The organism is Streptomyces sp. NPDC020996, assembly GCF_040641355.1.
Classification (GTDB): domain Bacteria; phylum Actinomycetota; class Actinomycetes; order Streptomycetales; family Streptomycetaceae; genus Streptomyces.
Map to the genome: position 1 here is coordinate 234,988 of NZ_JBFADM010000001.1, position 21,166 is coordinate 256,153.

Sequence of the window (21,166 nt, forward strand, 5' to 3'; positions counted from 1 at the left end):
TTACGGCTGGCACTGAGCAGCCCCTCGCGCGGAGATGATCTGCGACGTCTGCCAGACACCCTCGGCGTTCTTGTCCAGCCTGGTGTTGTACAGCACGTAACTGTTCTTCGTCGCCGGGGTCTTGGCGATCTTGTTCGTCTTCTTGTCCTTGCTGTAGCCCTTGCTCTCGTCGGCACAGAAGGTGAGAACGGCGGACGTTTTGCTCTTGAGCGTCACGGCACGGTCGTAGTAACGGGCTTCACCGGTGATCGTCGCACCGGCCTCCTTGAACTGATCGACCCAGGAGAGCGCAGCCCCCAATGCCTTACCGGTGTTGTAGTAAGCGAGTGCGCTGCCTTTGGGGTCCGTCCCTGTAATGGCGGCATCGACGGCACGCATGCGTTCCGCACTGTCGGCGAGCACCGCGTCCTTGACCGGGTCGCCGGTCTCCGTGTCCTCGAAGACCAGTTTCAAGTCCGACGGAAGTTCGATCTTCGGTCGACCAGCCGCCGGCGTGGCGGACCCACTCGGGGAAGCGGATGCCTTGTCTCCCGTGTCGGCTCCCGCGATCTTGTCGTTGGTCTTGTTCTTGGAGCTGTCGTCGCTCCCGCACGCGGACAACGACAGGGCCGCAGCGGCGGTCAGAGCGATCGCTGCGAGCAGGGTTGGGCGGCGGTTCACAGTCGGCTCCCGGTGAGGCGAGGCTTCTCTCGAGCGAACCAACGCTATCGGCGCACAAGAAGTGACACCAGCGTGAGACTTGTCAACCGATAGAGCGTATGAGAGCAAATCGGCGGTTCGAACGCCCACTTGAGCAGTAACGGTTACGTAACACGCGGTATGGCGTGGCAGGGGAGGTGAGCGTTCCGTTCACGAACCCGCAAAGGGTTTCACGTCGCTGTGACCGCTCCGAGCACCAGTCCCGTCAGCGTGCCGGTCAGCATGAACGGGCCCAGGGGGATTGCGGACTTGCGGGTCGCTCGGCGGGTCGCGAGCATGGCCGCGCCGTACAGGGCGCCGTAGAGGAGGCCTGTGAGGGCGCCGGTCAGGAGGGTCGGCCAGCCGTACCAGCCGAGGGCCGCGCCGAGGGGGAGGGCGAGTTTGACGTCGCCGAAGCCCATGCCGGACGGGTTGATGAGGAAGAGGACGAAGTAGGCGGCGCACAGGGCGAGGCCGCCGAGGAGGGCCGTAGGCCAGGAGCCTGCCGCGGCGGGGAGCGGGGCCGCGACGGCCAGGAGGAGCGTGGTCGTGGCGGCCAGCGACAGTGTCAGGACGTCGGGGAGGCGGTGAACCCGGATGTCGATCAGGGCGAGCAGGATCGCCACCGGGGTGAGCAGGAGCCAGACCGCCGTCTCCGGGTGGGGGCCCGACGCGCTGGCCAGCGCCGCGGAGACCAGTGCTGTCGTCGTGGACGTCGTGAGGGTGCGCGGGCCGTACGCGCCGCAGGGGCCGTTCGGTTCGAGGGTGGGGCAGGTCGCCCGGCCCAGCCAGCCGCCGTACGCGCCGGTGATCGGGTGACCGGCGGGGCAGCGGGAGTTCCAGGGCTCGTCCGGTTCGACGGAGAAGCGGTGGGCGGCGCGGGGCAGTACGAGACCCGTGCCCGCTCCCCAGAGGGCGGCCGCGACGATCAGGAGTACGCGCACGGCGGGGACACTACGGGCACGGCAGTCGGCAGCGCATGGGTCCGGGGGCCCATGCGGGGCCTATTCGGGCGCGGACGGGGCGGATAGGTTCGGTCGGCGGACGTGGTGGCGGACGTGGTGGTGGCGGGAGGGGGCCTGGGGTGGGGCGGCGTTGGCGGGACGGGCGGGGCAGGCTGGTCGTGCACCGGGAGGGCGGCGTGGGGGCCTCGCTCGCCGTGCCTCTGGAGATCGCCACCTCCTATCGGGCCCGTACCAAGGGGTTGTTGGGGCGGGACTCCGTCGACGGGGCGATCCTGCTGTCGCCCGCCAGCGGCGTGCACACCTTCCGCATGCGCATCCCCATCGACGTCGCCTACCTGGACCGCAGCCTGCGGGTCATCGCGGTGCGCACCATGAGGCCGGGGCGGCTGGGGTTGCCCCGGCTGCGTTCACGGCACGTGCTGGAGGCCGAGGCCGGGGTGATGGCCGAGTGGGGGCTCCGGGTCGGCGTGCGGGTCGAGGTGGAGGAGGGAGCAGTGTGAGGTGCGTGGTGGGAAGTGCGGGGTCAGCCGGCCGGTTGTTCGTCGTCGGTGCGCCAGGGGGTGTGGCTTGGGCGTCTGTGCCGCCACCAGCGTTCGGGGTTCTCGGTGGGCGTGGGCTCGGTGTGGTCCCGGAAGGTCCGGTCCAGGAGTGTCACCGCTGAGCGCAGGGCGTCCACGTGTGCCTCGTCGATCTCGGGAAGCAGTCGGCCCAGTTCGTCCCGGGCCTCCAGATCCCTTTGGAAGAGGTCCTCGCGGTAACGCCCCGAGGGGTTCCAGTCGGCCTCGAGGCGGCGGACCAGCCTCTCCCACACGCGCAGGCTGTAGTGGACACGCCCTTCCACGCTCTCCGTCGTACCCCTCGGGTACCCGGTGAGGAAGGCGTCGGCCACGGGTGTGGGGACGGGTTCCCTGTCCAGGACCTCCGGCAGGAACTCGACCGGTGCGCGTGGCAGGTCCGGCACCTGTTCCTCCACCGCGTCGACCCGGTACGCCGTGCCGGCGGCGGCCTCCGTGTCGACGGCCTCCAGGCGGCAGCGGACCGCGCGCCCGTCCGGCACGGCGACCCAGTAGGCGCTCGGCAGATCGAGGTCCTCGGGGTCGGCCGGGTACAGGACGGAGCCGTCCAGGCCGGCCGCGAGGCCGTGCGCCAGTCGTGGCTCCGTCAGGTCGCCGGCCGTCTCGTCGGCCACGGTGACAGTGACGTTTAAGTCCAGTTCGAGCGCGAGGTCGCCCGGGGGCAGCCGGCGGTACGTGCACAGCACCGGCGCCTCCCAGTGCCGTCCTTCCTGGTCACCGTCCGCGTCGGCCACGTCGACCGACCCCTCCGGGAGCCCGAGCAGGTCCGCCAGGGCTCGCCGGAGACGTGCCGGGTCGCCGTCCGCGACGGTGAAGAGGTTCGCGATCATTTGTACGTCCCGTCGTAGATCTCCTTGGCCTTCTGGACCTTCGCGGGATTGTTGACGAACTTGGGGTCGCGCTGCAATTGCTGCGACTTGCTCAGGTCGCCCTTGTTCCGGGCGATCTCCTTCAGCGCGGCGTACTCGATGCGGTCCAGTTCGACCAGGCCGGGGCCGGACTTGGGGAAGACCGTGCCGTTGCCCTCCACCTCGTACGTACGGCCGTTGATCTCATACGTGTTGCCGTCGGCCGACAGGGTGGCGCGGCCGTTGGCGATGCCCTCGATGTCGGAGCGGACCAAGTCCTCGTTGCCCCGCAGGATGATGGTGTTGCGCTCCTTGACCTGGCCGCCCGCCGCTCCGCTGACGGTGTGACGCTTGTTCGGGAACTTGAGGGTCTTGCCTCGGGCCGGTCCGGGGATGTCGTCCCGCGCCTTCCACTCGTTCGCCGGCCTGTTCTTCCCCGCGGCGTCCTCGGCGGCCTGCTCGGCCTCGTCGGCCTGCTTGCGGGCCTCCTGGGCCTGCTGCCTGGCCTCCTCGTCGCAGCCTTCCTCGGCGAGGACGACGTACGGGGAGCCCGCGCGGCCGGAGGCGAGCACGGTCGTGCCGGTGCCGGGTCCGCCCGCGTACGGCACCCTGCGGGCCGGTGCGGCGATGGTGCAGCCGGACTCGCGCGCCTTGCGCTCGGCCTCGTCCGCGGCCTCGTCGGCCTTCTTCGCCGCCTTCTCGGCGCCCTCGACGTCGCCCGCCTTCGCGGCACGCTTCGCGTCCTCCGCCGCCTCACCCGCCTTCTCCGCGAGCCGGCCCAGCTTGCCGAGCTTGCCGAGCACTCCGACCTTCTCGGCGACCTTGCCGATGTCGTAGCCGGGGATGAAGAGGGAGCCGACGTTCCAGATGACGGTCGTGACGGCGCGGGTCTTGTTGCCCTTGTTCCACTGGTCGGCCACGTCGTCGCCGATGAACATGTCGTACAGGACCGTGCCGCCGGTCTTCAGGGACGCTCCGCCCCAGTCCCAGAGGGCGCCGAGGTAGTCGCCCTCGGACCACTTGCCGGAGGCGCCCTCGGAGTTCTTCAGCCAGTCGTCGCCGAGCTGCTTGCCGTAGTCGGCGAGGCCGCCAAGGGTGTCGCCGGGGTGGCGGACCATGTCCCAGATGCCGGTGAGGTCGCCCCAGACGCCGTCGACGAAGAGGCCCTGGCCGACCTGTTTGACCTGGTCGCCGGCGCAGCTCAGGAAGGCGCCGAAGCCGCTGAAGCAGCCGTCGTCCTTCTTTTCCTCCTTCTTTTCCTCCTTCTTTTCCTCGTCGTCGGGCTGCTTGTTGTCGTTCTTCTTCTCGTCGGCGTTCTGCTCGTTGTCGTTGCCGTCGTCCGTGGGGTCGTCGTTTCCGGTGCCGGCCGTGGTGCCGGTGTTGCTTCCGTTGGTGCCTTCCGTCGTGCCGCCGGTGGTCTTCTGGGGGTTGCCGGTGTCGTCCCCCGCCCGGACGTCCGTGCCGCCGCCGCCGGAAGGCGCCGGGCAGGCCGAGCCCGTGACCTCACAGACCTTCGCGCGGATGCCGCCGTATATCTGGGTGCCGAGGCCGCTGACCAGCAGCGCGACGATGATCGCGGCGACGATGGCGACGAGGCCGGCGTACTCCACCGCCGTCTGTCCCTCGTCGCGGCGCCAGCGGATCATGCGGGCCAGGGAGAAGGGGCGGCGTTCGGCGCGCTCCAGACCGGGGGTCTCGTACCACTGGCGGCTCTCCCCGCGGAGCAGGAAGACGAGAACGAGGGCCGGCAGGAGGAGTTGCACGCCACCGCGGGCAGATCCGGCGACGAGGTTGGCGAGGCCGGTGAGGATCAGCCAGACCTGTACGGCGATCAGGCCGCGCCGGACCCGCGGCCCGCCCTCCCAGCTGCGCCGGGCCAGCCACCAGCCGAGGGCGCCGGGCGCGGCGGCGTAGACGAGCAGGGCCAGGACGCCGCCGTCGAAGGCGTCGTAGGAGGCCGCGGTGAGCAGCAGGCCCAGGCCGCCGACGATCGTGATCGCGAACAGGGCGTGGACGATGACGAGGGCGGCCGACAACGGTGCGGGCATGCTCCGGCGCCCGCTCCCCGGCTCCCCCGACGGCCACACAGCCGCCCCGCCTTCCGGCAGTCCCCCGATCGACGACATGTCCTCCCCCTCGTCAACTCCGGCGGCTCGGGGGGGTGTTCACGTACTCGCGGACAGCGTCACCCGGATCCCCGCCGCTCCCCCGCCGCCGGTCCACGACATGGGTCGACGGTAGGGAGGGGGCGGCTGGGCCGCATGGGCCCGTGGGCCCAAATCGGCGCCCAATGCCGCCGCGTGGGCCGCACGGTTCCGGCGACCGCGCCGACGCCGTGCTCCGGGTCGTGGGTGTGACCGGTGATCTGGCGGATACCTGCACGTCATGGGCTGGTCGGCTGAGATGTACGAGACAGACCGCCGTGTGACGCAGGCACTGGCGGCGCGGGTGCCGTCCACGTCGCTCCGTCGTGGCCGTCGGCCGGCGTCCTGTGCGCGGTGCCGGCCGCGTTGGTGGCCGTGCAGCGGGTGCAGAGCGGCGCTATCCCAGTGACGGGGTACTCGCGCCCCCATCGGATCGGACGGCGGCCGGTCACGGACCCCGCCCGGCCGGCAGGACCAGGAACGCGAACAGAAGAAGGAACAGGAGCAGGAACAGGAACAGGAAGACGGGAGGTGATCGTCGTGTCGAGTACGCAACCGCACTCCGTTCCTCGCGGCGGGGAACCGGACGGTTCCGGCGCGGAACCGGTCAGCGAACTGGTGCAGCGGGCAGCTCACCAGCTGACTGAACTGGTGCGCGGCGAACTGAGGCTGGCGCAGGCGGAGATGAAGGAGAAGGGCAAACGGTACGGGAAGGGCGGCGGGCTGTTCGGCGGCGCCGGCGTCGTCGGCTTCCTGACTCTGCAGGCCCTCGTGGCCACCGCCGTCGCCGCGCTCGCGGTGCCGTTGCCGGTGTGGGCCGCGGCACTGATCGTCACGGCTGTGCTGGGGCTGATCACCGGGCTCATGGCACTGAGCGGGAGGAAGCAGATCCGCGAGGGCGCGCCACCGGCCCCCGAACAAGCCATCGCCGGCGTGAAGTCCGACATGACCGAGATCAAGGAGCGTGCACAGCGATGACCCAGCCGCCTCACGACGAGCAGACCGCGTCCAGCACGGAGGAACTGCGCGAGCAGGTCGAGGAGACCCGCAAGGAACTCGGGCAGACGGTCGAGGCGCTGGCGGCCAGGACCGACGTCAAGGCGCGGGCTCAGGAGAAGGCCGCCGACGTCAGGGCGCAGGCCCAGGAGAGAGCGGCCGACGTCAAGGCGCAGGCCGCCGCCAAGGCCGGGGAGTTGCGGGCCAAGGCGTCCGACGTCGCGCACCAGGTGCAGGAACGGCTGCCCGAACCGGTGAAGGACAAGGCGCTCCAGGCGGCCGAGCAGGCCCGCGCCAAGGCCGTCCAGGCCGGACACCTCCTCCAGGAGAAGGCGCCCGAGCCGGTGCGTCAGAAGGCGGCCGAGGGGGCGCGGGCGGCGCGGGACAACCGCAGGGTTCTGCTGGCGGTGGCCGCGGGTGCCGTGCTGGCGTGGATGGCGTATCGACGCGGGAAGTGACGGGAGGGGCGGTGCCGTGAAGACCCCGAAGCCGGCGGATTCCATCGTCGGCGGCGTCAGCACGGTCCCTTGAGCAGCCGAGCAGCCGAGCAGCCGTCGGCCCGTCCCCGTCGTTGATCCTTCGGGTCGGGACGGGACGGGCCTGGGCGTCAGGAGTTCGGCTCGCTCAGCCGTCCGAGCGGGGGAAGGACACCTCCACTCGGCGGTTCTTCTTGCGGCCGGCCTCCGTCGAGTTGTCGGCGATCGGATACTGTTCGCCGTAGCCACGAACCTCGAAGGTGATGCCGGGGTCGTTCAGCTCGTCGTCCAGGACCTCCTGTACGGCGTTGGCGCGCTGCCGGGACAGGACGTCGCCGTGCGCGGACGAGCCCAGGTTGTCCGTGAAGCCGAAGACGCGGATCTTCGTCGCGTTCTGGTTCTTGATCTCGTCGGCGATCGCGGCGATGCGGGACTTGGCGTCGGCGCTGAGTCTGGCGCTGTCCTTGCCGAACAGGACCTCCGCCTGCAGCGCGAACTTCACGTCGCTGTTGGTGTCCTCGCGCCGTTCGTCGCCGCTCTCGTCCTCCACGACCGACTTGATGTCCAGCACCTTGGGCTCGGCGAGGGTGGCGCCCTCGGGGAGCTTGAGGTCGGGGTCGTTCGGGTCGACCTTGACGGGTGCGGAGGCGGAGGGTTCGGTGCCCGGCGGGACGCTGGGGTTGTCGTCGGCACGGGCCCCAACGGCGCCGACGATGTTGGCGGCGAGCATGAGGGATGCCGCGGTGAGGGTCACGGCAAGGCGGGGGGCGGTTCGGTTCGCGGTTCGGGTGACGGTCATCGCGGGCCTCACCCGGAGATCGTGATGGTGGCTGTGGCGAAGCCAGGCAGTTGGAAGCCGACCTCAGAGGTGTCTGTGGGCGGAGAGGGGAACTGCATGAACACCGGAATGGTTTCCCCGGCCTTCAGCGCAGGGAAGTTCGTGGTGGTCAACGGACGTCCGTCCGTGTCCCGTAGAACGTAGTAGCGCTTCTTGCCCTTGGAATCCACCAGCGTGGCGCCCCCGAGTGACCTGCCGTTGCGAATGATCTCGGTCTCGTTGCCGCTCAGGTTGGAAGGCACGTTGATGGTGCTTGATCCGTCGTTCTTCAGATTGCCGTTGATCGTCACGAACCCACCGGCATCCCGTTTGGCGGTGGTGATCTGAAGCAGCAGACTCTGCGGGCCTTTGAGTTCGGCCAAGGGAGCCTCCGACTGGCCTTCCTGAGCGCTCGGATTGGACCCGTCGGTCTTGGATGCGGAAGCCGAAGCTTCCGGCTTCTCGTCGTCACCCCCACCGCCGCAACCGGCTACACCGAGGGCCAGACCGGCCGCAACGGTCAGCGCGACCACTCCCCTGCGGGCCTTCGTAGTGAACCGAACGCTCATGCCTCTGCTTCCTTCATCGCTCGTCGTGCGCTTATTGGTCGGCCAGATGGACATCGAAGAGGTCCTGGGGTTCCGGCAGGTCGGTGAGATCATCCGGTTTCAGGTCCCACTCCCCGCTCTTGCACGTCAATTTCGGCAACGTGTCCTTCTCGGCACCCTCGCCGGGGAGCTGGAACGTGCAAAGGGGTTCGATCACGGCGATGGCGGAGGCAGTCGCGTACTGGTCCTCCGTACCGGGCACGATGGTGTCCCCCACCGGCTTGTCGGTCTTGACGGCGACCGTGTAGCCCAACGGGCCTTTGGGAGCACACCTCTCGACATGGGCGCCGTTATGTGCGGCGAGTGCGTCGGCTCGCCAGCACGACGGCTCGAGCCCTGTCACGTTCCCGTCGAAGACGTCCTGCCACTTCGTCGGGTCGAGTACGTCCTCCACCCATTTGCCGGCGAGCTTGTCCCGAAGGTCCTGCGCCGCCGCGAGGGCAGCCGCGTCGGCTGCCGTCTGGGCCCCGTTCCGGGTTGCCGCGGCCTGGCCGACCGCAAGGTAGGCGAACGCGAGAAAGAGCAGGCCCGCCACCACCGTGATGTAGATGGGGAAGGCCTGCCCTGCGTCGCCGTACTTGCGGGGCCGCATCAGCCGCCGGTGACCTCTGTGATCTTGTTCTTGATCGCGTCGAAGATCGACTGCCCGATGTCCGTACCCGTGATGGCCAGCACGATCGCCACGACCACCGCGATGATGCCCAGGTACTCCACGGCCGTCTGGCCCTTGTCGTTGCGGGCGGCGCGGGTCTGCAGGTACGCGACGGTGGTGTTGATCCAGTTGCTCATGGTGTTCCCCTCCCGGTACGGCCGGCCGGGCACCGGCCGACGGCTGCGTCTCTGGGTCGTGGACGTAACCGGCTTCCTCCCCGCCGGTGCCGCTTGCGACACGAGAACCGTACGGCTGGACTTCCCGTCCGTCGGAGGGTCCCAGGGCCCAATCCCGGGCCCAACGCGAGACCCAGACGCTCCCCCGTGACGTCATCACGCCTCACCCCACCCCTCGGCCCGAACCCGGCGCCGTGCCGAGCCACTTGGCGGCGGCCTCGGAACGGCTGGTGCTGTGGAGCTTGGCGAAGATGCGGTTGATGTGGTTCTTGACCGTCTTCTCGCTGATGAAGCAGGTGGCGGCGATCTGCTGGTTGTTCATGCCGGACGCGATGAGGTCCATGATCTCCGCCTCCCTCGTGCTCAGTTGGTACCGCGACCTGTCAGCAGCGGCCGGTCGGCCGTTCATCCATGCTGACGACGACTGTCCCACATCCGGTTGCAGTTGCGAAAGGTTTTCTGAAGAAATAGCCGGAGAGGTAGCGTTGGCGGGCGAGAAGTTGCCAAGCGGGTAAGGGCGTTGGGCTGACGGGTGAACAGAGGGGGCTGCGGGCCCGGCGTATGCAGTAGCATCCGCACCGCCCAAACCCTCGGGCAGCGGTGTCGTGCTCGGGCTCGCGTCCCGCCGCAGTTGGTCCAGCAGTGCTCCCGCCGCCGTCGGCGTGAAGTGGGCCCGCCCTTCCTTGATGTCCCTTACCGCCGAGACCAGTTGGTCCGCCGTGAACTCGCCGTGCACCAGGTAGCCACCCGCGCCGCGGCGCAGGGCCTCCTGGACGATCTCCGACTCGCGGCTGTAGGTCAGCATCACCACCGGGGCGATCCGCACCAGGTACGGAAGCGCCGAGATGCCGTCCACGCCGGGCATGCGGACGTCCAGGAGGACGACGTCGGGACGGTGCTGCTGGGCCGCATCCCAGGCCTGGCGGCCGTCCGCGGCCTCCGCGACCACGGTGATGTCCTCGCGGCCGGACAGGAGGGCCGTCAGACCCGCGCGCACCACGGGGTTGTCGTCCGCGACCACGACCCTGAGCGGCGCGGGGGGCGGAGGGGACGGGAAGCCGTCGAACGGGTGGGGCGGCGGCTGCGGAGGGCCGGGGGGCGGTGTCGTCGGGTCCGGCATCGGGCGGCCTCCTCTCGTGTCGTCGGGGGTTCGGGGGTGACGGCGGGTCAGGGGCTTTTGCCTCATGTGTTTGCTGTCGCGACGGCTGCCAGCGGCAGCTCCAGGCGGACTTCCGTGCCCCGGGGGTGTCCGCCGCGGCCGATGCGGATGCGGGCGCCCACCGAGGCGGCCCGCTCGACCATGCCGACCAGGCCGAAGTGCCCGGCCCTGCGGAGTTGTTCGAGGTTCGTGCCGGGGGGCAGGCCGCGGCCGTCGTCGTACACGCTGATGCGCAGCAGGTCGCCGTGCACGCCGGCGCGTACGTCGACCCGGGTCGGGTCCGCGTGGCGGTGGGCGTTCTCCATGGCCTCCGAGGCGATGGTCAGGAGCTGGCGGGCCACCGCCGGGGGGATCGGCGGCACCGCGTGCTCGCCGGTCGGCCGGTAGTCGGCGGTCAGGCCGGTGCGGGCGCTGAAGTCGCGGGTGCGGGCGGCCAGTTCCACCAGTACGTCGGTGCCCTGGCCGGGGTCCGACTCGCGGCGCAGGTCCGCGAGGAGTTCGCGGGACTCGGCTGCGGCGCGGCGGGCCGAGCGGGCGACCAGTTCGGCCTGCTGCCTGACCAGTTGCGGGTCCATGCGGGCGGCGCCCGCGGAGCCGGCCAGGCCGTCTGCGGCCAGTGCCACGCCGTGCAGGGTCTTGGCCACCGAGTCGTGCATCTCCCTCGCCAGCCGGGCGCGTTCGGCGCTCACCGCCTCCGTGACCGCCAGCCGCGCCTGTACCGCGGTCAGCGCCTGGGTGGCGGCGCCGAAGCGGAGCAGCAGGTTGCGCAGGGCCGAGCCGACCGCGCCCGCGACGATGCAGAGGCCGGGCAGCAGCAGGGACTCGGCTGGGCTGGTGTGCAGGTCCTTCGCGGTCTGGTGGACCAGCAGGAGGATCAGGGACTGGAGGGAGGCGAAGACGGCCGCGCCCCGCCAGCCGTAGACGATGCCGGCGAGGAGGGGGGTGCAGACGCTGACGTAGGCCAGGGTGGTGTCGGGGCCCGCGGAGATCAGCAGCAGCGAGCCGAAGAGGGTGTCCACCGCCAGGAGGGTGGGGTGGCGCAGGAGCAGCGGGCCGAAGCGCTCCCAGTCGCGGAACAGGACGTAGGAGCCCATGAACGTGACGACCACCGCCGCGCCCACCAGACGGGTCGCCAGGCCCGGGGAGGCGTTGAGCAGCGCGGAGGGGGCGGCCAGGGCGATCATGGCGAGGCGGAAGCCGAAGACCTGGCGGCACATCGCCTGGAGGGCGTTGATCTGGATGGGGATGGTGACCGAGGCCGGATCGGCGGGCGTGAGGGCGGAAGCGGCGGGAGCGGCGGGAGGGGTGGAAGCGGCGGGAGCGGCCGGAGCGGCGGGAGCGGCGGAAGCGGCGGAAGCGGCCGGAGCGGCGGGCGGAGTCTGCGGGGACCGGTCGGGGCGGGCTGCTTCCGCTCGCGGCGAGGGGGGCGTCGGGGACGCCGGGGCCGACGGGGCCGTCCGCTCAGGCCCGTCGCCCGCCGCCAGGCGCTGCTCATGCGGCGACTTCGACCGCGGCGACCCGGGCCGCGGCAGTCCTGGCTGCGGAGCCCCCGGCTGCGCCGGAACCACGGCCCCGACGGGCTCCGAGTCATTCGCCGGCATGGCCACGCCCGGCACGTCCACCGCCCCCGCGCCCCCCGCCCGAGCCCCGTCCGCCCGCTCCCACCCCGGAGGCAGTGCCGGCGGCAGTGCCGGGGTCACCGATGTCACCGGGATGTCGGGGGCGCCCGTGCGGACGTGGGCGGGGAGGACCGTGCCCGCCGGAGGGGTGGTGATCTCCGGCGTCTGCGGGCGGCGCCGCCGGATCCCGAGGCGTTCCTTCGTCGTCGTCATCGCCAGTACACCCGCCCGCCGTCTACTTGCCCGTGATCGAGCCGAAGTCCGTGCCGGAGCCGAGGATCAGGCCGGCGCCGAGGAGGATCATGGTGGCCGGGACCATGAAGGTCGTGATCATCATGGTGGCCTTGGGGACCGCGCGGGCCGCCTTGCGGCGGGCGTTCTGCGCGTCCGTGCGCCGCATGTCCTTCGCCAGGGCCACCAGGGTGTCCACGATCGGCGCGCCCAGTTCCTCGCCCTGCTGGAGTGCCGTCACGAACATGGCGACCTGCTCGGACTCGTTGCGCCGGCGCAGTTCCGCGAACGCCTGGCGGCGGCTCATGCCCAGATCCATCTGGCGCAGGGTGATGCGCAGTTCGTCGGCCCACGGGCCCTCGTACTTGGCGGCGACGCGGTCCAGGGCCTGGCGGAAGCCGAGGCCCGCGCTGACCACGACCGCCAGCACGTCCAGGAAGTCCGGCAGCGTCCGCTCGATGACGTCCTTGCGGATGCGGATCGCGGACCAGATGCCGACCTCCGTCCAGAACGCGCCGAAGGCGAACAGGACGACGGCCAGGATGAAGTTGCCCTTCATCAGGAACACCAGGCCGCCGACGCCGCCCAGGAAGCCGTAGACCGCGCGGCGGGCGGCGTAGCGGTCGATGGTCAGGCCGCCCGGGTTGCCCGCCAGGTCGATCTTGCGGCGGTACTTGGCGACCATCTTGGGGCCCATCAGGCGCAGGATCGCGGGCGCGTAGCGCATGCCGAGGCGGTCCACCACCGAGTCGACCGCGCCGGTGCGCGTGGCGCCCACCTCCAGCGCCAGGGCCAGGTCGCCGGGGAGCTTGGCGTCCGCGCGGTACATGCGGATGCCGGCGAAGACGCCGTACACGCTGAGGCCCGTCACCAGTGCGAGCAGAAGTGCCATGGTCGTCCTCCCTCCGGGTCTCAGACGTCGATGCGGGACAGGCGGCGGATGAGGACGAAGCCGACGGCGTAGAGCGCGAAGGCGACGATCACCGCGCCCTGGCCGACCGGTGAGCCTGTCATGCGGTCCAGTGCTCCGTCCTTGACGCCGTTCATGAGGAACAACGAGCCGATGCCCAGGACCGGAACGGCGTACGACGTCATGTTCACCTGGGAGAGCTGGGTGCGGACCTCACGGCGGGTCTCCTTGCGCTCCTCCAGCGTCTCGGTGAGGTTGCGCAGGGCGCTGACGACCTGGCCGCCCGCCCGGTTCGACAGGACCAGCGTGGTGACCAGGACGACCAGTTCGCGGGAGGGGAGCCGGTCCGCCATCTCGCCGAGGGCGTCGTCCATGGACGCGCCGAGGGCCAACTGGTTCGCCACCTTGCCGAGTTCCTCGCCGGCCGGGGCCTCCAGCTCCTCGGCGGCCATGCCGATCGCGGTGCGCAGCGCCAGTCCGGCCTGGGTGGCGTTGGCCAGGATGCGGGACATCTCCGGGAGCTGGTTGATGAACTTCTCGATGCGCTTCTGGCGCTGCCAGTTGAGGAACTGGACCGCCAGCCAGATGCCGAGCAGCCCGGCGAGCGGGCCGAAGAAGGGCGCCAGGGCGGCCTGGCCGACCAGCCACAGGCCGGCCACCAGGGCGAGCATGGCGGCGAAGAACTCGCCCGGGGTGACGTCCAGGCCGGTGGCCGCCAGGCGCAGTTCCAGCTTCCTGCCCAGCTTGGTGCGGCGCAGGCGGCGGTCCAGGCCGGGGAAATGGCGACGCCGGCCGGCCACCGGGATCTGGCCCGTCGCCGACAGGCGGTCGACGAGCGCCTGGCGCTGCGCCTTGCCGGTGGCGTAGGCGTGCAGGCCCAGGACTGCCAGGACGCAGGTCAGCAGGGTGATGCCGGTGGTGAGCGTGATGAGCGTGTGCAGATCCATCGGTCGGTCCTACCTGGCTTCTCGGGTGGCTAGCTGGTCTGCGGACTGGGCGACGCCGAAGGCCTGGGGGATGGGCTGGCTCGCCATGTAGAGGCGGTCGGCGGTGCGGCGCGGCAGCGGGTAGTACTCGAACGCGCCGTAGATGCGGCCGTCGGCGGCCATGGGCCGGGCGTTGAAGCGGGCGACCGTCGCCAGGCGGTACGGGTCGCTGCCCTGGCTGTCGAGGATCGCGATCTCGGTGATGCGGCGGGCGCCGTCGGCGAAACGGGTCAGCTGGATGATCACGTCGACGGCGCTGTTGATCTGGTCGTGCAGCGCCTCGAAGGGGATCTCCACCTCCGACATCGACGCCAGCGTCTTCATGCGCATCAGGGCGTCCTCGGCGCTGTTGGCGTGGACGGTGGCGAGGGAGCCGTCGTGGCCGGTCGACATCGCCTGGAGCATGTCCAGGGACTCGCCGCCGCGGACCTCGCCGACGACGATGCGGTCGGGGCGCATCCGCAGCGAGTTGCGGACCAGGTCGCGGATGGTGACCTGGCCCTTGCCCTCGACGTTCGGCGGGCGGGACTCCAGGCGGATGACGTGGGCCTGCTGGAGCTGGAGCTCGGCGGAGTCCTCGATGGTGATGATGCGCTCGCCCTCGGGGATCAGGCCGGAGAGGGCGTTGAGCAGCGTCGTCTTTCCGGTGCCGGTCGCGCCGGAGACGATCACGTTGAACTTCGCCTGCACCAGGCCCGCCAGCAGGTACAGCATGTGCTCGTCCAGCGAACCGAAGCCGATCATCTCCTGGAGCGTGAACGAGCGGGGGAAGCGGCGGATGGTGAGCGTCGCGCCGGTCAGGGACAGCGGCGGGATGATCACGTTGACGCGCTCGCCGGACGGCAGGCGCGCGTCCACCATCGGGTTGGACTCGTCCACCCGGCGGTTGACGGTGGAGACGATGCGCTCGATCGTCTGCATCAGCTGGTCGTGGGAGGGGAAGCGCAGCGGGAGCTGCTCGACCCGGCCGCCGCGCTCGACGAAGATCGCGTCGGGCCCGTTCACCATGATCTCGGTGATCGACGCGTCCTCCAGCAGCGGCTCCAGGATGCCGAGGCCGAGCGCCTCGTCGACCACCCTGCGGATCAGCTGCGAGCGCTCGACCGTCGACAGCACCGGGCCCTCGCGGCTGATGATGTGCCCGAGGACGCGCTCCAGGCGGGCGCGGCGCTCCGCCGCGGCCAGCGACGACATCTCCGCGAGGTCGATCTCCTCCAGCAGCTTGGCCCGGTAGGAGGCGACGAGGTGGCCGTCCTCGCCCCGGTGGCCGTTCTCCTCGGGGGAGTTGATGCGTGCCCGCAGGCTCATGGTCCGGTGCTCCTCGCGCTGTCCTCGTTCAGTGGTCGAGCGGCATGGTGGCGGTCTTGTGGGCCGGGCCGAAGTCCCAGCCGGGGACGATCGACGGGATGTGCACGGTGGCGGTGACGGTGACCTCGTCGCCGCCGAAGGCGGACGCGCAGCTGGTGTCGTCGGCCAGGAAACCGCTGACGGCCTGGTCGCAGGCCGCGTCGGCACCCCGGTCCAGGGAGGCGCTGCGCGCCCCCGCCCGCGCGGCCGTCCCCGCCTGCTGGGCGGTGTAGGCGATCAGACCGAGCTGCACGACCGCCATGCCGACGATGAGCAGTACGGGCAGGAAGCCCAGGTATTCGAGAGCGACTTGGCCGCGGTCGCGGATGGTGCGGCGGCGCGGCGTTCTCGTGGACCGGTACGGCATCTCAGTGCGTCGCCTCCTCGACCGCGCCCGCGTGCCCCTTCACGGTGAACGGGAAGCTGACCGTGCCCGGAAAGAGGATGGGGACCTCGATACGGACATCCGCGGTGACATAGCCGCCCCCGGCGCCGCACCGCACGTCCGCACCCCCCTGCCACGCGCCCGACAGGTCCTTCAGGCCCGCCTCGGCGCACCTGGCCTGCATGTCCCCCTCGGCCGCGGTCCCCGCCCGTACCGCTTCGTCGGCAGCATTCCCCGCGAGCGTCCACGTGTACCCCACCAGCACGAGCTGCCACAGCACCACCAGCGTGATCACGATCGTCGGCGTCATGCCGAGGAACTCGATGGTGACCTGGCCGCCGTCCTTTCCGCAGCCCTTCACTCCGCCCGTTCTGTCCGCCCCGCCCGCTGCGCCCCTTCTCCGCGGATCCGTCCGCATTCTCATCCCCCTGCCTCCCTGCGGCGCCGGAAGCTCACCGACCCCCGGTCGCCCCGCAGCCGTCCGCCCCGCTGGGCGCCCTCCGCGGGCTTGACCAGGCCCAGTTCGCCGGCCAGGCCCCACAGTGCCTGCTTGACCGCGCCCTTGCTGTCCAGCTCGTGGATGCGGCCCGCGTCCACCGCGCCCTGGAGTTCCTTGAAGTTGGCGGGGATCGCGATCCCGGCGACCGCCGTGCCGGTGATCTTCTGGATGAGCGGCGGCTGGATCTCCGTGGCGCGGGTGTGCCGGTTGACGACCACCGTCGTCTCCTCCGCCTTGCGGATCTGCAGCCGGTCCCACATCCGCACCGTCCGCTTGGCGCCGCGGACGGCGACCACGTCCGGGGTCGTCACGAGCAGGGCCCGGTCTGCCATCTCCACCGCGGCCGCGCCGGCGCCGCCCAGTTGGGCGCCGCAGTCGATGACGACGACCTCGTAGCGGGAGCGCAGGGCGCTGACGATCTGGCGGGCGGCCCGGTCGGTGACCTCCTCGCCGCGTTCGCCCTCGCCGGGGGCGAGCAGCAGCGCGACGCCCGTGTCGTGGCGGAAGACGGCGTCCGCCAGCACCCGCGGCGAGATGTCGGTGATGGCGGCCAGGTCCACCACCGACCGGCGGAACTGCACGTCCAGGTACGACGCCACGTCCCCGGTCTGCAGATCCATGTCCACCAGCACGGTGCCGCGTCCGGACGCCTGCGCGGCGAGCGCCAGCTGGATCGCCACGAGCGTCGCCCCGACGCCGCCCTTGGCGCCGCTGACGGTGACGACCGTGCCGCCGACGCCGGTGAACACCTCGCCGGCGCTGCCCAGATGGCGCCGTACGCCGACCGACCACTGGGCCACCGCCTGCACCCGGCTCGCCAGTTCCTCGTAGCTGAGCGGGAGGGCGACCAGGCCGCGCGCGCCGTAGTCCATCGCCGCCTGGAACAGGCCGGGGCTGGCGTCGGAGGTGACCAGGATGACGCCCACCGCGGGGAAGCGCAGCGCCACTTCGCGGATGAGCTCGAGGGCCGGGACGGGGCCGATCCGCTCGTGCACGACCACGACCTCGGGCAGTTCGTCGATCGACTCGGCGGCCAGCCGGGCGAGGGTGTCGACGAGCTGGGTGGAGTCGACGACCGGGGCCACCGGCTCGGCGTCCGGGAGCTGGCTGAGCAGGGTCGTGATGGACCGGACGGCGTCCGCGTCGCCGGCTGCCGGGAGGATCCTCGTGGGCATGCGGGCCTCTCACTTGTCCTTCGCGAGCTGGTACGTGCGGTCCCGGTCGGGGACCGTCGTGTCGCTGCCCGGCGCGACCAGGGCGAGCCGGACCCGCTGGGCGAACGACTCGGCGTAGGTGATGCGCTGGGCGTCGAGGGTGGAGAGCGCGAAGGTGATCGGGACGGCGTCGGTGGGCTGCCGGTTCTTGCTGCTCTCGGTGGGATCGAGCGCGGTGATCCGGCCGACGTCCAGGACCTTGGCGTTCGTTACGATGATCTTGGACTGCGCGGGGTCACCGTCCCGCTCGCCCGCGAAGGTGGCGTACACGTTGACCGTCGAACCGGGCGTGATCTTCCCCGCCACACCGGTCGCCGCGTCGATCATGATGGCGACCTCCTGCTGCCCCGGCTGCAGGGCGGGCTGGTCCACGATCATGTCCCGCTGGAGCAGGGATCCCGCGCGCAGGGTCGTCACGGCGATCTTGCCCCGGATGTCGCGCAGGTCGGTGACCGCGGTGTCGGACAGCCAGCGTTCGGGCATCTTGATCTTCTCGAACTGGCCCGTGTTCAACTGGGTGTAGGGCGCCACCTCGGACTTGACCTGGTAGGCCGTGACCTCGGGGCCGACCTTGGACTTCACGTCGCTGATGACGGACAGGACACCGGCGAACGCGCCGAGGGCGCAGACGACCGACAGGAGCAGGAGTAGCACGCCGCGGCGCTGACGGGAGTTCATGAACCGTACAACCTCATCGGGGATATCGGTCGAGCGGAATCGAATGACGTGCGGGGTGTGAGCGGCCGGTCCGGGAGCGGACGGGCGGGACGCGAGTCCCGTGCGGCGCACCCGTGTTCAGACCTCACCCGGCGGGGATCTGGTGCTCGTGGTACGGCGATGTGGCGGAGCAGAAGACGCACCGGTCGCCGATGACGTCGATCCCGCACCAGTGGCAGGTGCTCTGCCGCACCGACGTGACCAGCTGGTACAGCACCGACAGGTCGGGCAGGTAGGCGGCGAACTCGATCAGCTTGCCGGTCCCCCACCAGACCGCGGACTCGGCCGGCGCGGCGGTCTCCCTGAGTCCCTGGACGTTCCAGTCCTTGGCGAGGGTTCCGGCGACCCAGTCGGACTGGAGCTGGCCCTTGGCGACGAGCATCCAGGTGCCGAACTCCGGTCCGGACAGGGTGGCTCCGGGGCCGATCTTCACCAGCTGCGGCTCCGGATGGGCCAGCACGCCGAACTGGCTGCCCGGCACCCAGGACTTGGCGTGCGACTTCAGACCGACGGGGACGCGGTCGAGCCGGGCGACGGAACCGAGCAGCGCCCCGGCGTGGATGTAGTGGGTGAGCAGCCGGCCGGCCGAGGCGAGCACGCCGGGGCTGAGGTCGCAGGACGCCAGCTGCCGTAACTGGCGTGCCAGGACCGCGAGTCCGAGCGGCGGCAGGTCGGGCCGGAACAGGGCGATGCGGTCGCTCTCGAGGAGGGAGCGGATCGTGTGCAGCCGTCGCTCCACGCCGCGGGAGACGGCCTGCGAGCACACGACGACGACGTGCCCGTGCTGGTCGATCAGGCCCTGCATCCCGGCCAGCGCCTGCTCCAGCGGCTGCCGGTCCAGGTCATCCAGGACGACGGCGGGCAGGGTCCGTTCGTCCTGCGGTGGCAGCGCCATGTCGGCACTGGTCACGGCAATGGCAGTTGGCACGCGCAGCTCCCCGTGTTACGCCTGTCGATCCACCGGGGTTACGCCGGTACACCGAGATGACTTCACTGCGTGACTACCTCAGCACTGTATCCACGCCTCCGTGGCCGGAGAACAGCGATTCCGTAGCTGACGGGCAACTGTCCTTTCACAAGGCATGTCAAACCAGGGCACGTTGAGCATCTCGCCGGTCCCCTCGCCCCGTCGGGTCTCGAATTTGGGTCCGCTTTTGGGCCCCCGGGCCCATGCGGTGGGCTCACGCGGCGGGCCCACGCGACTTCGGGGCCGGGCACTTCCGCCCCGGACCCTTGCCACCCCGGACCCTTGCCACCCCGGCCCCTTGCCTTCCCGGACCCTTGCCATCCCGGACCCTCGCCATCCCGGACCCTCGCCATCCCGGACCCTTGCCATCCCGGGCAGGGCACCGCCGCCACCGGCACCGCCAGGGGCGAGGGATTTGGTCTGGACCTATTGACAGGCCGATTGGTCTGGACCAACTTGTTGTCATGTCCCCATACATCGGATCGGTACGATCGCCACGGCTCTGGTCAGGAGCCGTCACAGCCGCCCTCGCCCTGTGCCTCGCCGGCACCGGCCAGGCGTCCGCAGCGGACGTGAACAACGCCAGGAACTCCGGGTTCGAGTCCGGCCTGAGCGACTGGACCTGTTCGGCGGGGAGCGGAACCACCGTCTCCTCGCCGGTCCACGGCGGCTCCGCCGCGCTCAAGGCGACGCCGGCCGGGCTGGACAACGCCCGGTGCGCCCAGACGGTGGCCGTGCGGCCGGGCACGACGTACACACTGAGCGCCTGGGTCCAGGGCGGGTACGCCTACCTGGGCGTCACCGGCACCGGCAGCACGGACGTGTCGACGTGGACGCCGGACTCCACGAGCTGGAAGCAGCTGTCCACGACCTTCACCACGGGCTCGTCGACCACCTCGGTCACGGTGTACACGCACGGCTGGTACGGGCAGGCGGCCTACTACGCGGACGACGTGTCGGTGTACGGCCCGGACGGGGGCGGCGGCAGCGACCCGGCACCGACGGTCCCGGCGGCGCCGGGCGGCCTCGCGGTCTCCGGGACCACGTCCTCCTCCGTCTCCCTGGCCTGGAACGCCGTGTCGGGCGCGACCGGGTACAACGTCTACCGGGACGGCACGAAGGTGACGGCGGTGACCGGCACGTCGGCGACGGTGACCGGCCTGGCGGCCGCCACCTCGTACTCCTTCCAGGTCACCGCGACCAACGCGGCGGGCGAGTCGGCCAAGTCCGGCGCGGTCACCGGGACGACGGCGGCGTCGACCGGCACCGGCGGCGGCACCCTGCCCGCGCACGCGGTCACGGGCTACTGGCAGAACTTCGACAACGGCGCGACCGTCCAGAAGATCTCGGACGTGCCGTCCCAGTACGACATCATCGCGGTGGCCTTCGCGGACGCCACGACGACGCCGGGCGCCGTGACCTTCACCCTGGACTCGGCCGGGCTCGGCGGGTACACGGTCGACCAGTTCAAGGCGGACATCAAGGCCAAGCAGGCGGCCGGCAAGAAGGTCGTGGTGTCCGTGGGCGGCCAGAACGGCACGGTCTCGGTGCGCGACGCGACGTCGGCGGCGAACTTCGCGGACTCGGTGTACTCGCTGATGCGGACCTACGGCTTCGACGGCGTGGACATCGACCTGGAGAACGGGCTCGACGCCACCTACATGACGCAGGCGCTCAGGGCGCTGTCGGCGAAGGCGGGTCCGTCGCTGATCCTCACGATGGCCCCGCAGACGATCGACATGCAGTCGACGTCCAACGCGTACTTCCAGACGGCGCTGAACGTCAAGGACATCCTCACGGTCGTCAACATGCAGTACTACAACAGCGGTTCGATGCTCGGCTGCGACGGCAAGGTCTACGGCCAGGGCTCGGTGGACTTCCTCACCGCGCTGGCCTGCATCCAGCTCGAGGGCGGTCTCGCCCCGTCCCAGGTGGGTCTCGGCCTGCCCGCCTCCACGCGCGGCGCGGGCAGCGGGTACGTGTCGCCGACGGTGGTGAACAACGCCCTGGACTGCCTGACGAAGCTGACCAACTGCGGTTCCTTCAAGCCGTCGAAGGCGTATCCCGGCCTGCGGGGCGCGATGACGTGGTCGACGAACTGGGACGCGGCGAGCGGGAACGCGTGGTCCGGCGCGGTGGGCCCGCACGTGCACGCGCTGCCGTAAGTCCGGTCGGAGACACCGGAGTCCGTGACCCT

22 protein-coding genes are annotated in these 21,166 nt (G+C 70.8%); 4 read left to right on the top strand and 18 right to left on the bottom strand.

Going from position 1 to position 21,166, the window contains the following annotated elements:
- Entirely contained in the window at positions 1 to 660 is a 660-nt protein-coding gene (locus AB0G63_RS00945) for a hypothetical protein (protein WP_360742115.1), read from the bottom strand.
- A gap of 209 nt (positions 661 to 869) precedes the next feature.
- The gene (locus AB0G63_RS00950) at positions 870 to 1,622 is read right to left on the bottom strand and encodes an A24 family peptidase (RefSeq protein WP_360742117.1); all 753 of its coding nucleotides are present in this window, start codon (positions 1,620 to 1,622) and stop codon (positions 870 to 872) included.
- Between the two features lie 140 nt (positions 1,623 to 1,762).
- On the opposite strand from AB0G63_RS00950, the gene AB0G63_RS00955 reads away from it, so the two are divergent.
- Positions 1,763 to 2,143 (top strand): DUF192 domain-containing protein, encoded by a 381-nt coding sequence (locus AB0G63_RS00955; protein WP_360742120.1) that lies wholly within the window; start codon positions 1,763 to 1,765, stop codon positions 2,141 to 2,143.
- Between the two features lie 23 nt (positions 2,144 to 2,166).
- Here AB0G63_RS00955 and AB0G63_RS00960 read toward each other — a convergent pair whose 3' ends face one another.
- Together AB0G63_RS00960 and AB0G63_RS00965 are read right to left on the bottom strand one after the other, a co-directional pair.
- The gene (locus tag AB0G63_RS00960) at positions 2,167 to 3,048 is read right to left on the bottom strand and encodes a hypothetical protein (RefSeq protein ID WP_360742123.1); all 882 of its coding nucleotides are present in this window, start codon (positions 3,046 to 3,048) and stop codon (positions 2,167 to 2,169) included.
- Entirely contained in the window at positions 3,045 to 5,114 is a 2,070-nt protein-coding gene (locus AB0G63_RS00965) for a hypothetical protein (protein ID WP_360742126.1), read from the bottom strand. The genes AB0G63_RS00960 and AB0G63_RS00965 overlap by 4 nt, the downstream gene beginning before the upstream one ends.
- A gap of 711 nt (positions 5,115 to 5,825) precedes the next feature.
- On the opposite strand from AB0G63_RS00965, the gene AB0G63_RS00970 reads away from it, so the two are divergent.
- Positions 5,826 to 6,188: a phage holin family protein gene (locus AB0G63_RS00970; RefSeq protein WP_360742375.1), complete on the top strand. Its 363-nt coding sequence runs from the start codon at positions 5,826 to 5,828 to the stop codon at positions 6,186 to 6,188.
- Complete coding sequence (locus AB0G63_RS00975) at positions 6,185 to 6,664, top strand: DUF3618 domain-containing protein (RefSeq protein WP_360742129.1); 480 nt, start codon at positions 6,185 to 6,187, stop codon at positions 6,662 to 6,664. Before AB0G63_RS00970 ends, AB0G63_RS00975 begins: the two co-directional genes overlap by 4 nt.
- Positions 6,665 to 6,830: 166 nt before the next feature.
- Here the strand turns inward: AB0G63_RS00975 and AB0G63_RS00980 are convergent, their stop codons facing one another.
- From AB0G63_RS00980 to AB0G63_RS01045, 14 genes are all read right to left on the bottom strand, one after another.
- Positions 6,831 to 7,481 (bottom strand): OmpA family protein, encoded by a 651-nt coding sequence (locus AB0G63_RS00980; protein WP_360742132.1) that lies wholly within the window; start codon positions 7,479 to 7,481, stop codon positions 6,831 to 6,833.
- An 8-nt stretch (positions 7,482 to 7,489) separates the two neighbouring features.
- Positions 7,490 to 8,068: a hypothetical protein gene (locus tag AB0G63_RS00985; RefSeq protein ID WP_360742135.1), complete on the bottom strand. Its 579-nt coding sequence runs from the start codon at positions 8,066 to 8,068 to the stop codon at positions 7,490 to 7,492.
- 31 nt (positions 8,069 to 8,099) lie between these two features.
- Positions 8,100 to 8,699: a pilus assembly protein TadG-related protein gene (locus AB0G63_RS00990; protein WP_360742138.1), complete on the bottom strand. Its 600-nt coding sequence runs from the start codon at positions 8,697 to 8,699 to the stop codon at positions 8,100 to 8,102.
- Positions 8,699 to 8,896: a hypothetical protein gene (locus AB0G63_RS00995; protein WP_351894436.1), complete on the bottom strand. Its 198-nt coding sequence runs from the start codon at positions 8,894 to 8,896 to the stop codon at positions 8,699 to 8,701. Before AB0G63_RS00995 ends, AB0G63_RS00990 begins: the two co-directional genes overlap by 1 nt.
- Positions 8,897 to 9,098: 202 nt before the next feature.
- Complete coding sequence (locus tag AB0G63_RS01000; protein ID WP_360742141.1) at positions 9,099 to 10,055, bottom strand: response regulator transcription factor; 957 nt, start codon at positions 10,053 to 10,055, stop codon at positions 9,099 to 9,101.
- Positions 10,056 to 10,117: 62 nt separating this feature from the next.
- Positions 10,118 to 11,578 carry a histidine kinase gene (locus tag AB0G63_RS01005; protein ID WP_360742378.1) on the bottom strand — a complete coding sequence of 487 codons (1,461 nt, stop codon included), beginning with the start codon at positions 11,576 to 11,578 and terminating at the stop codon, positions 10,118 to 10,120.
- Positions 11,579 to 11,948: 370 nt separating this feature from the next.
- Positions 11,949 to 12,836 carry a DUF5936 domain-containing protein gene (locus AB0G63_RS01010; protein WP_351894440.1) on the bottom strand — a complete coding sequence of 296 codons (888 nt, stop codon included), beginning with the start codon at positions 12,834 to 12,836 and terminating at the stop codon, positions 11,949 to 11,951.
- Between the two features lie 20 nt (positions 12,837 to 12,856).
- Positions 12,857 to 13,801, bottom strand: coding sequence for a type II secretion system F family protein (locus tag AB0G63_RS01015; protein ID WP_360742144.1), 945 nt, complete (start codon positions 13,799 to 13,801; stop codon positions 12,857 to 12,859).
- A 9-nt stretch (positions 13,802 to 13,810) separates the two neighbouring features.
- Positions 13,811 to 15,148 carry a CpaF family protein gene (locus tag AB0G63_RS01020; protein WP_360742147.1) on the bottom strand — a complete coding sequence of 446 codons (1,338 nt, stop codon included), beginning with the start codon at positions 15,146 to 15,148 and terminating at the stop codon, positions 13,811 to 13,813.
- Between the two features lie 28 nt (positions 15,149 to 15,176).
- On the bottom strand, positions 15,177 to 15,554 hold the full coding sequence (locus AB0G63_RS01025; protein WP_360742150.1) for a TadE/TadG family type IV pilus assembly protein: 378 nt from the start codon (positions 15,552 to 15,554) through the stop codon (positions 15,177 to 15,179).
- Between the two features lies 1 nt (position 15,555).
- Entirely contained in the window at positions 15,556 to 15,882 is a 327-nt protein-coding gene (locus tag AB0G63_RS01030) for a pilus assembly protein (RefSeq protein ID WP_360742381.1), read from the bottom strand.
- A gap of 110 nt (positions 15,883 to 15,992) precedes the next feature.
- Positions 15,993 to 17,246, bottom strand: coding sequence for an AAA family ATPase (locus AB0G63_RS01035; protein WP_360742153.1), 1,254 nt, complete (start codon positions 17,244 to 17,246; stop codon positions 15,993 to 15,995).
- Between the two features lie 9 nt (positions 17,247 to 17,255).
- On the bottom strand, positions 17,256 to 17,963 hold the full coding sequence (gene cpaB / locus AB0G63_RS01040) for a Flp pilus assembly protein CpaB (protein WP_360742156.1): 708 nt from the start codon (positions 17,961 to 17,963) through the stop codon (positions 17,256 to 17,258).
- Positions 17,964 to 18,087: 124 nt separating this feature from the next.
- Positions 18,088 to 18,930 carry a hypothetical protein gene (locus tag AB0G63_RS01045; protein ID WP_360742159.1) on the bottom strand — a complete coding sequence of 281 codons (843 nt, stop codon included), beginning with the start codon at positions 18,928 to 18,930 and terminating at the stop codon, positions 18,088 to 18,090.
- Between the two features lie 503 nt (positions 18,931 to 19,433).
- Here AB0G63_RS01045 and AB0G63_RS01050 point away from each other — a divergent pair.
- Positions 19,434 to 21,134, top strand: a complete 1,701-nt coding sequence (locus tag AB0G63_RS01050; protein WP_360742162.1) for a glycoside hydrolase family 18 protein — start codon at positions 19,434 to 19,436, stop codon at positions 21,132 to 21,134.
- Positions 21,135 to 21,166 lie beyond the last annotated feature (32 nt).

Bases quoted from the DNA above. Each gene is read 5' to 3' on its own strand.
- AB0G63_RS00960 (WP_360742123.1), bottom strand. From the start codon at position 3,048: ATGATCGCGAACCTCTTCACCGTCGCGGACGGCGACCCGGCACGTCTC.
- AB0G63_RS00965 (WP_360742126.1), bottom strand. From the start codon at position 5,114: ATGCCCGCACCGTTGTCGGCCGCCCTCGTCATCGTCCACGCCCTGTTC.
- AB0G63_RS00975 (WP_360742129.1), top strand. From the start codon at position 6,185: ATGACCCAGCCGCCTCACGACGAGCAGACCGCGTCCAGCACGGAGGAA.
- AB0G63_RS00980 (WP_360742132.1), bottom strand. From the start codon at position 7,481: ATGACCGTCACCCGAACCGCGAACCGAACCGCCCCCCGCCTTGCCGTG.
- AB0G63_RS00985 (WP_360742135.1), bottom strand. From the start codon at position 8,068: ATGAGCGTTCGGTTCACTACGAAGGCCCGCAGGGGAGTGGTCGCGCTG.
- AB0G63_RS00990 (WP_360742138.1), bottom strand. From the start codon at position 8,699: ATGCGGCCCCGCAAGTACGGCGACGCAGGGCAGGCCTTCCCCATCTAC.
- AB0G63_RS00995 (WP_351894436.1), bottom strand. From the start codon at position 8,896: ATGAGCAACTGGATCAACACCACCGTCGCGTACCTGCAGACCCGCGCC.
- AB0G63_RS01000 (WP_360742141.1), bottom strand. From the start codon at position 10,055: ATGCCGGACCCGACGACACCGCCCCCCGGCCCTCCGCAGCCGCCGCCC.
- AB0G63_RS01010 (WP_351894440.1), bottom strand. From the start codon at position 12,836: ATGGCACTTCTGCTCGCACTGGTGACGGGCCTCAGCGTGTACGGCGTC.
- AB0G63_RS01015 (WP_360742144.1), bottom strand. From the start codon at position 13,801: ATGGATCTGCACACGCTCATCACGCTCACCACCGGCATCACCCTGCTG.
- AB0G63_RS01020 (WP_360742147.1), bottom strand. From the start codon at position 15,148: ATGAGCCTGCGGGCACGCATCAACTCCCCCGAGGAGAACGGCCACCGG.
- AB0G63_RS01025 (WP_360742150.1), bottom strand. From the start codon at position 15,554: ATGCCGTACCGGTCCACGAGAACGCCGCGCCGCCGCACCATCCGCGAC.
- AB0G63_RS01030 (WP_360742381.1), bottom strand. From the start codon at position 15,882: ATGACGCCGACGATCGTGATCACGCTGGTGGTGCTGTGGCAGCTCGTG.
- AB0G63_RS01035 (WP_360742153.1), bottom strand. From the start codon at position 17,246: ATGCCCACGAGGATCCTCCCGGCAGCCGGCGACGCGGACGCCGTCCGG.
- cpaB (WP_360742156.1), bottom strand. From the start codon at position 17,963: ATGAACTCCCGTCAGCGCCGCGGCGTGCTACTCCTGCTCCTGTCGGTC.
- AB0G63_RS01050 (WP_360742162.1), top strand. From the start codon at position 19,434: ATGTCCCCATACATCGGATCGGTACGATCGCCACGGCTCTGGTCAGGA.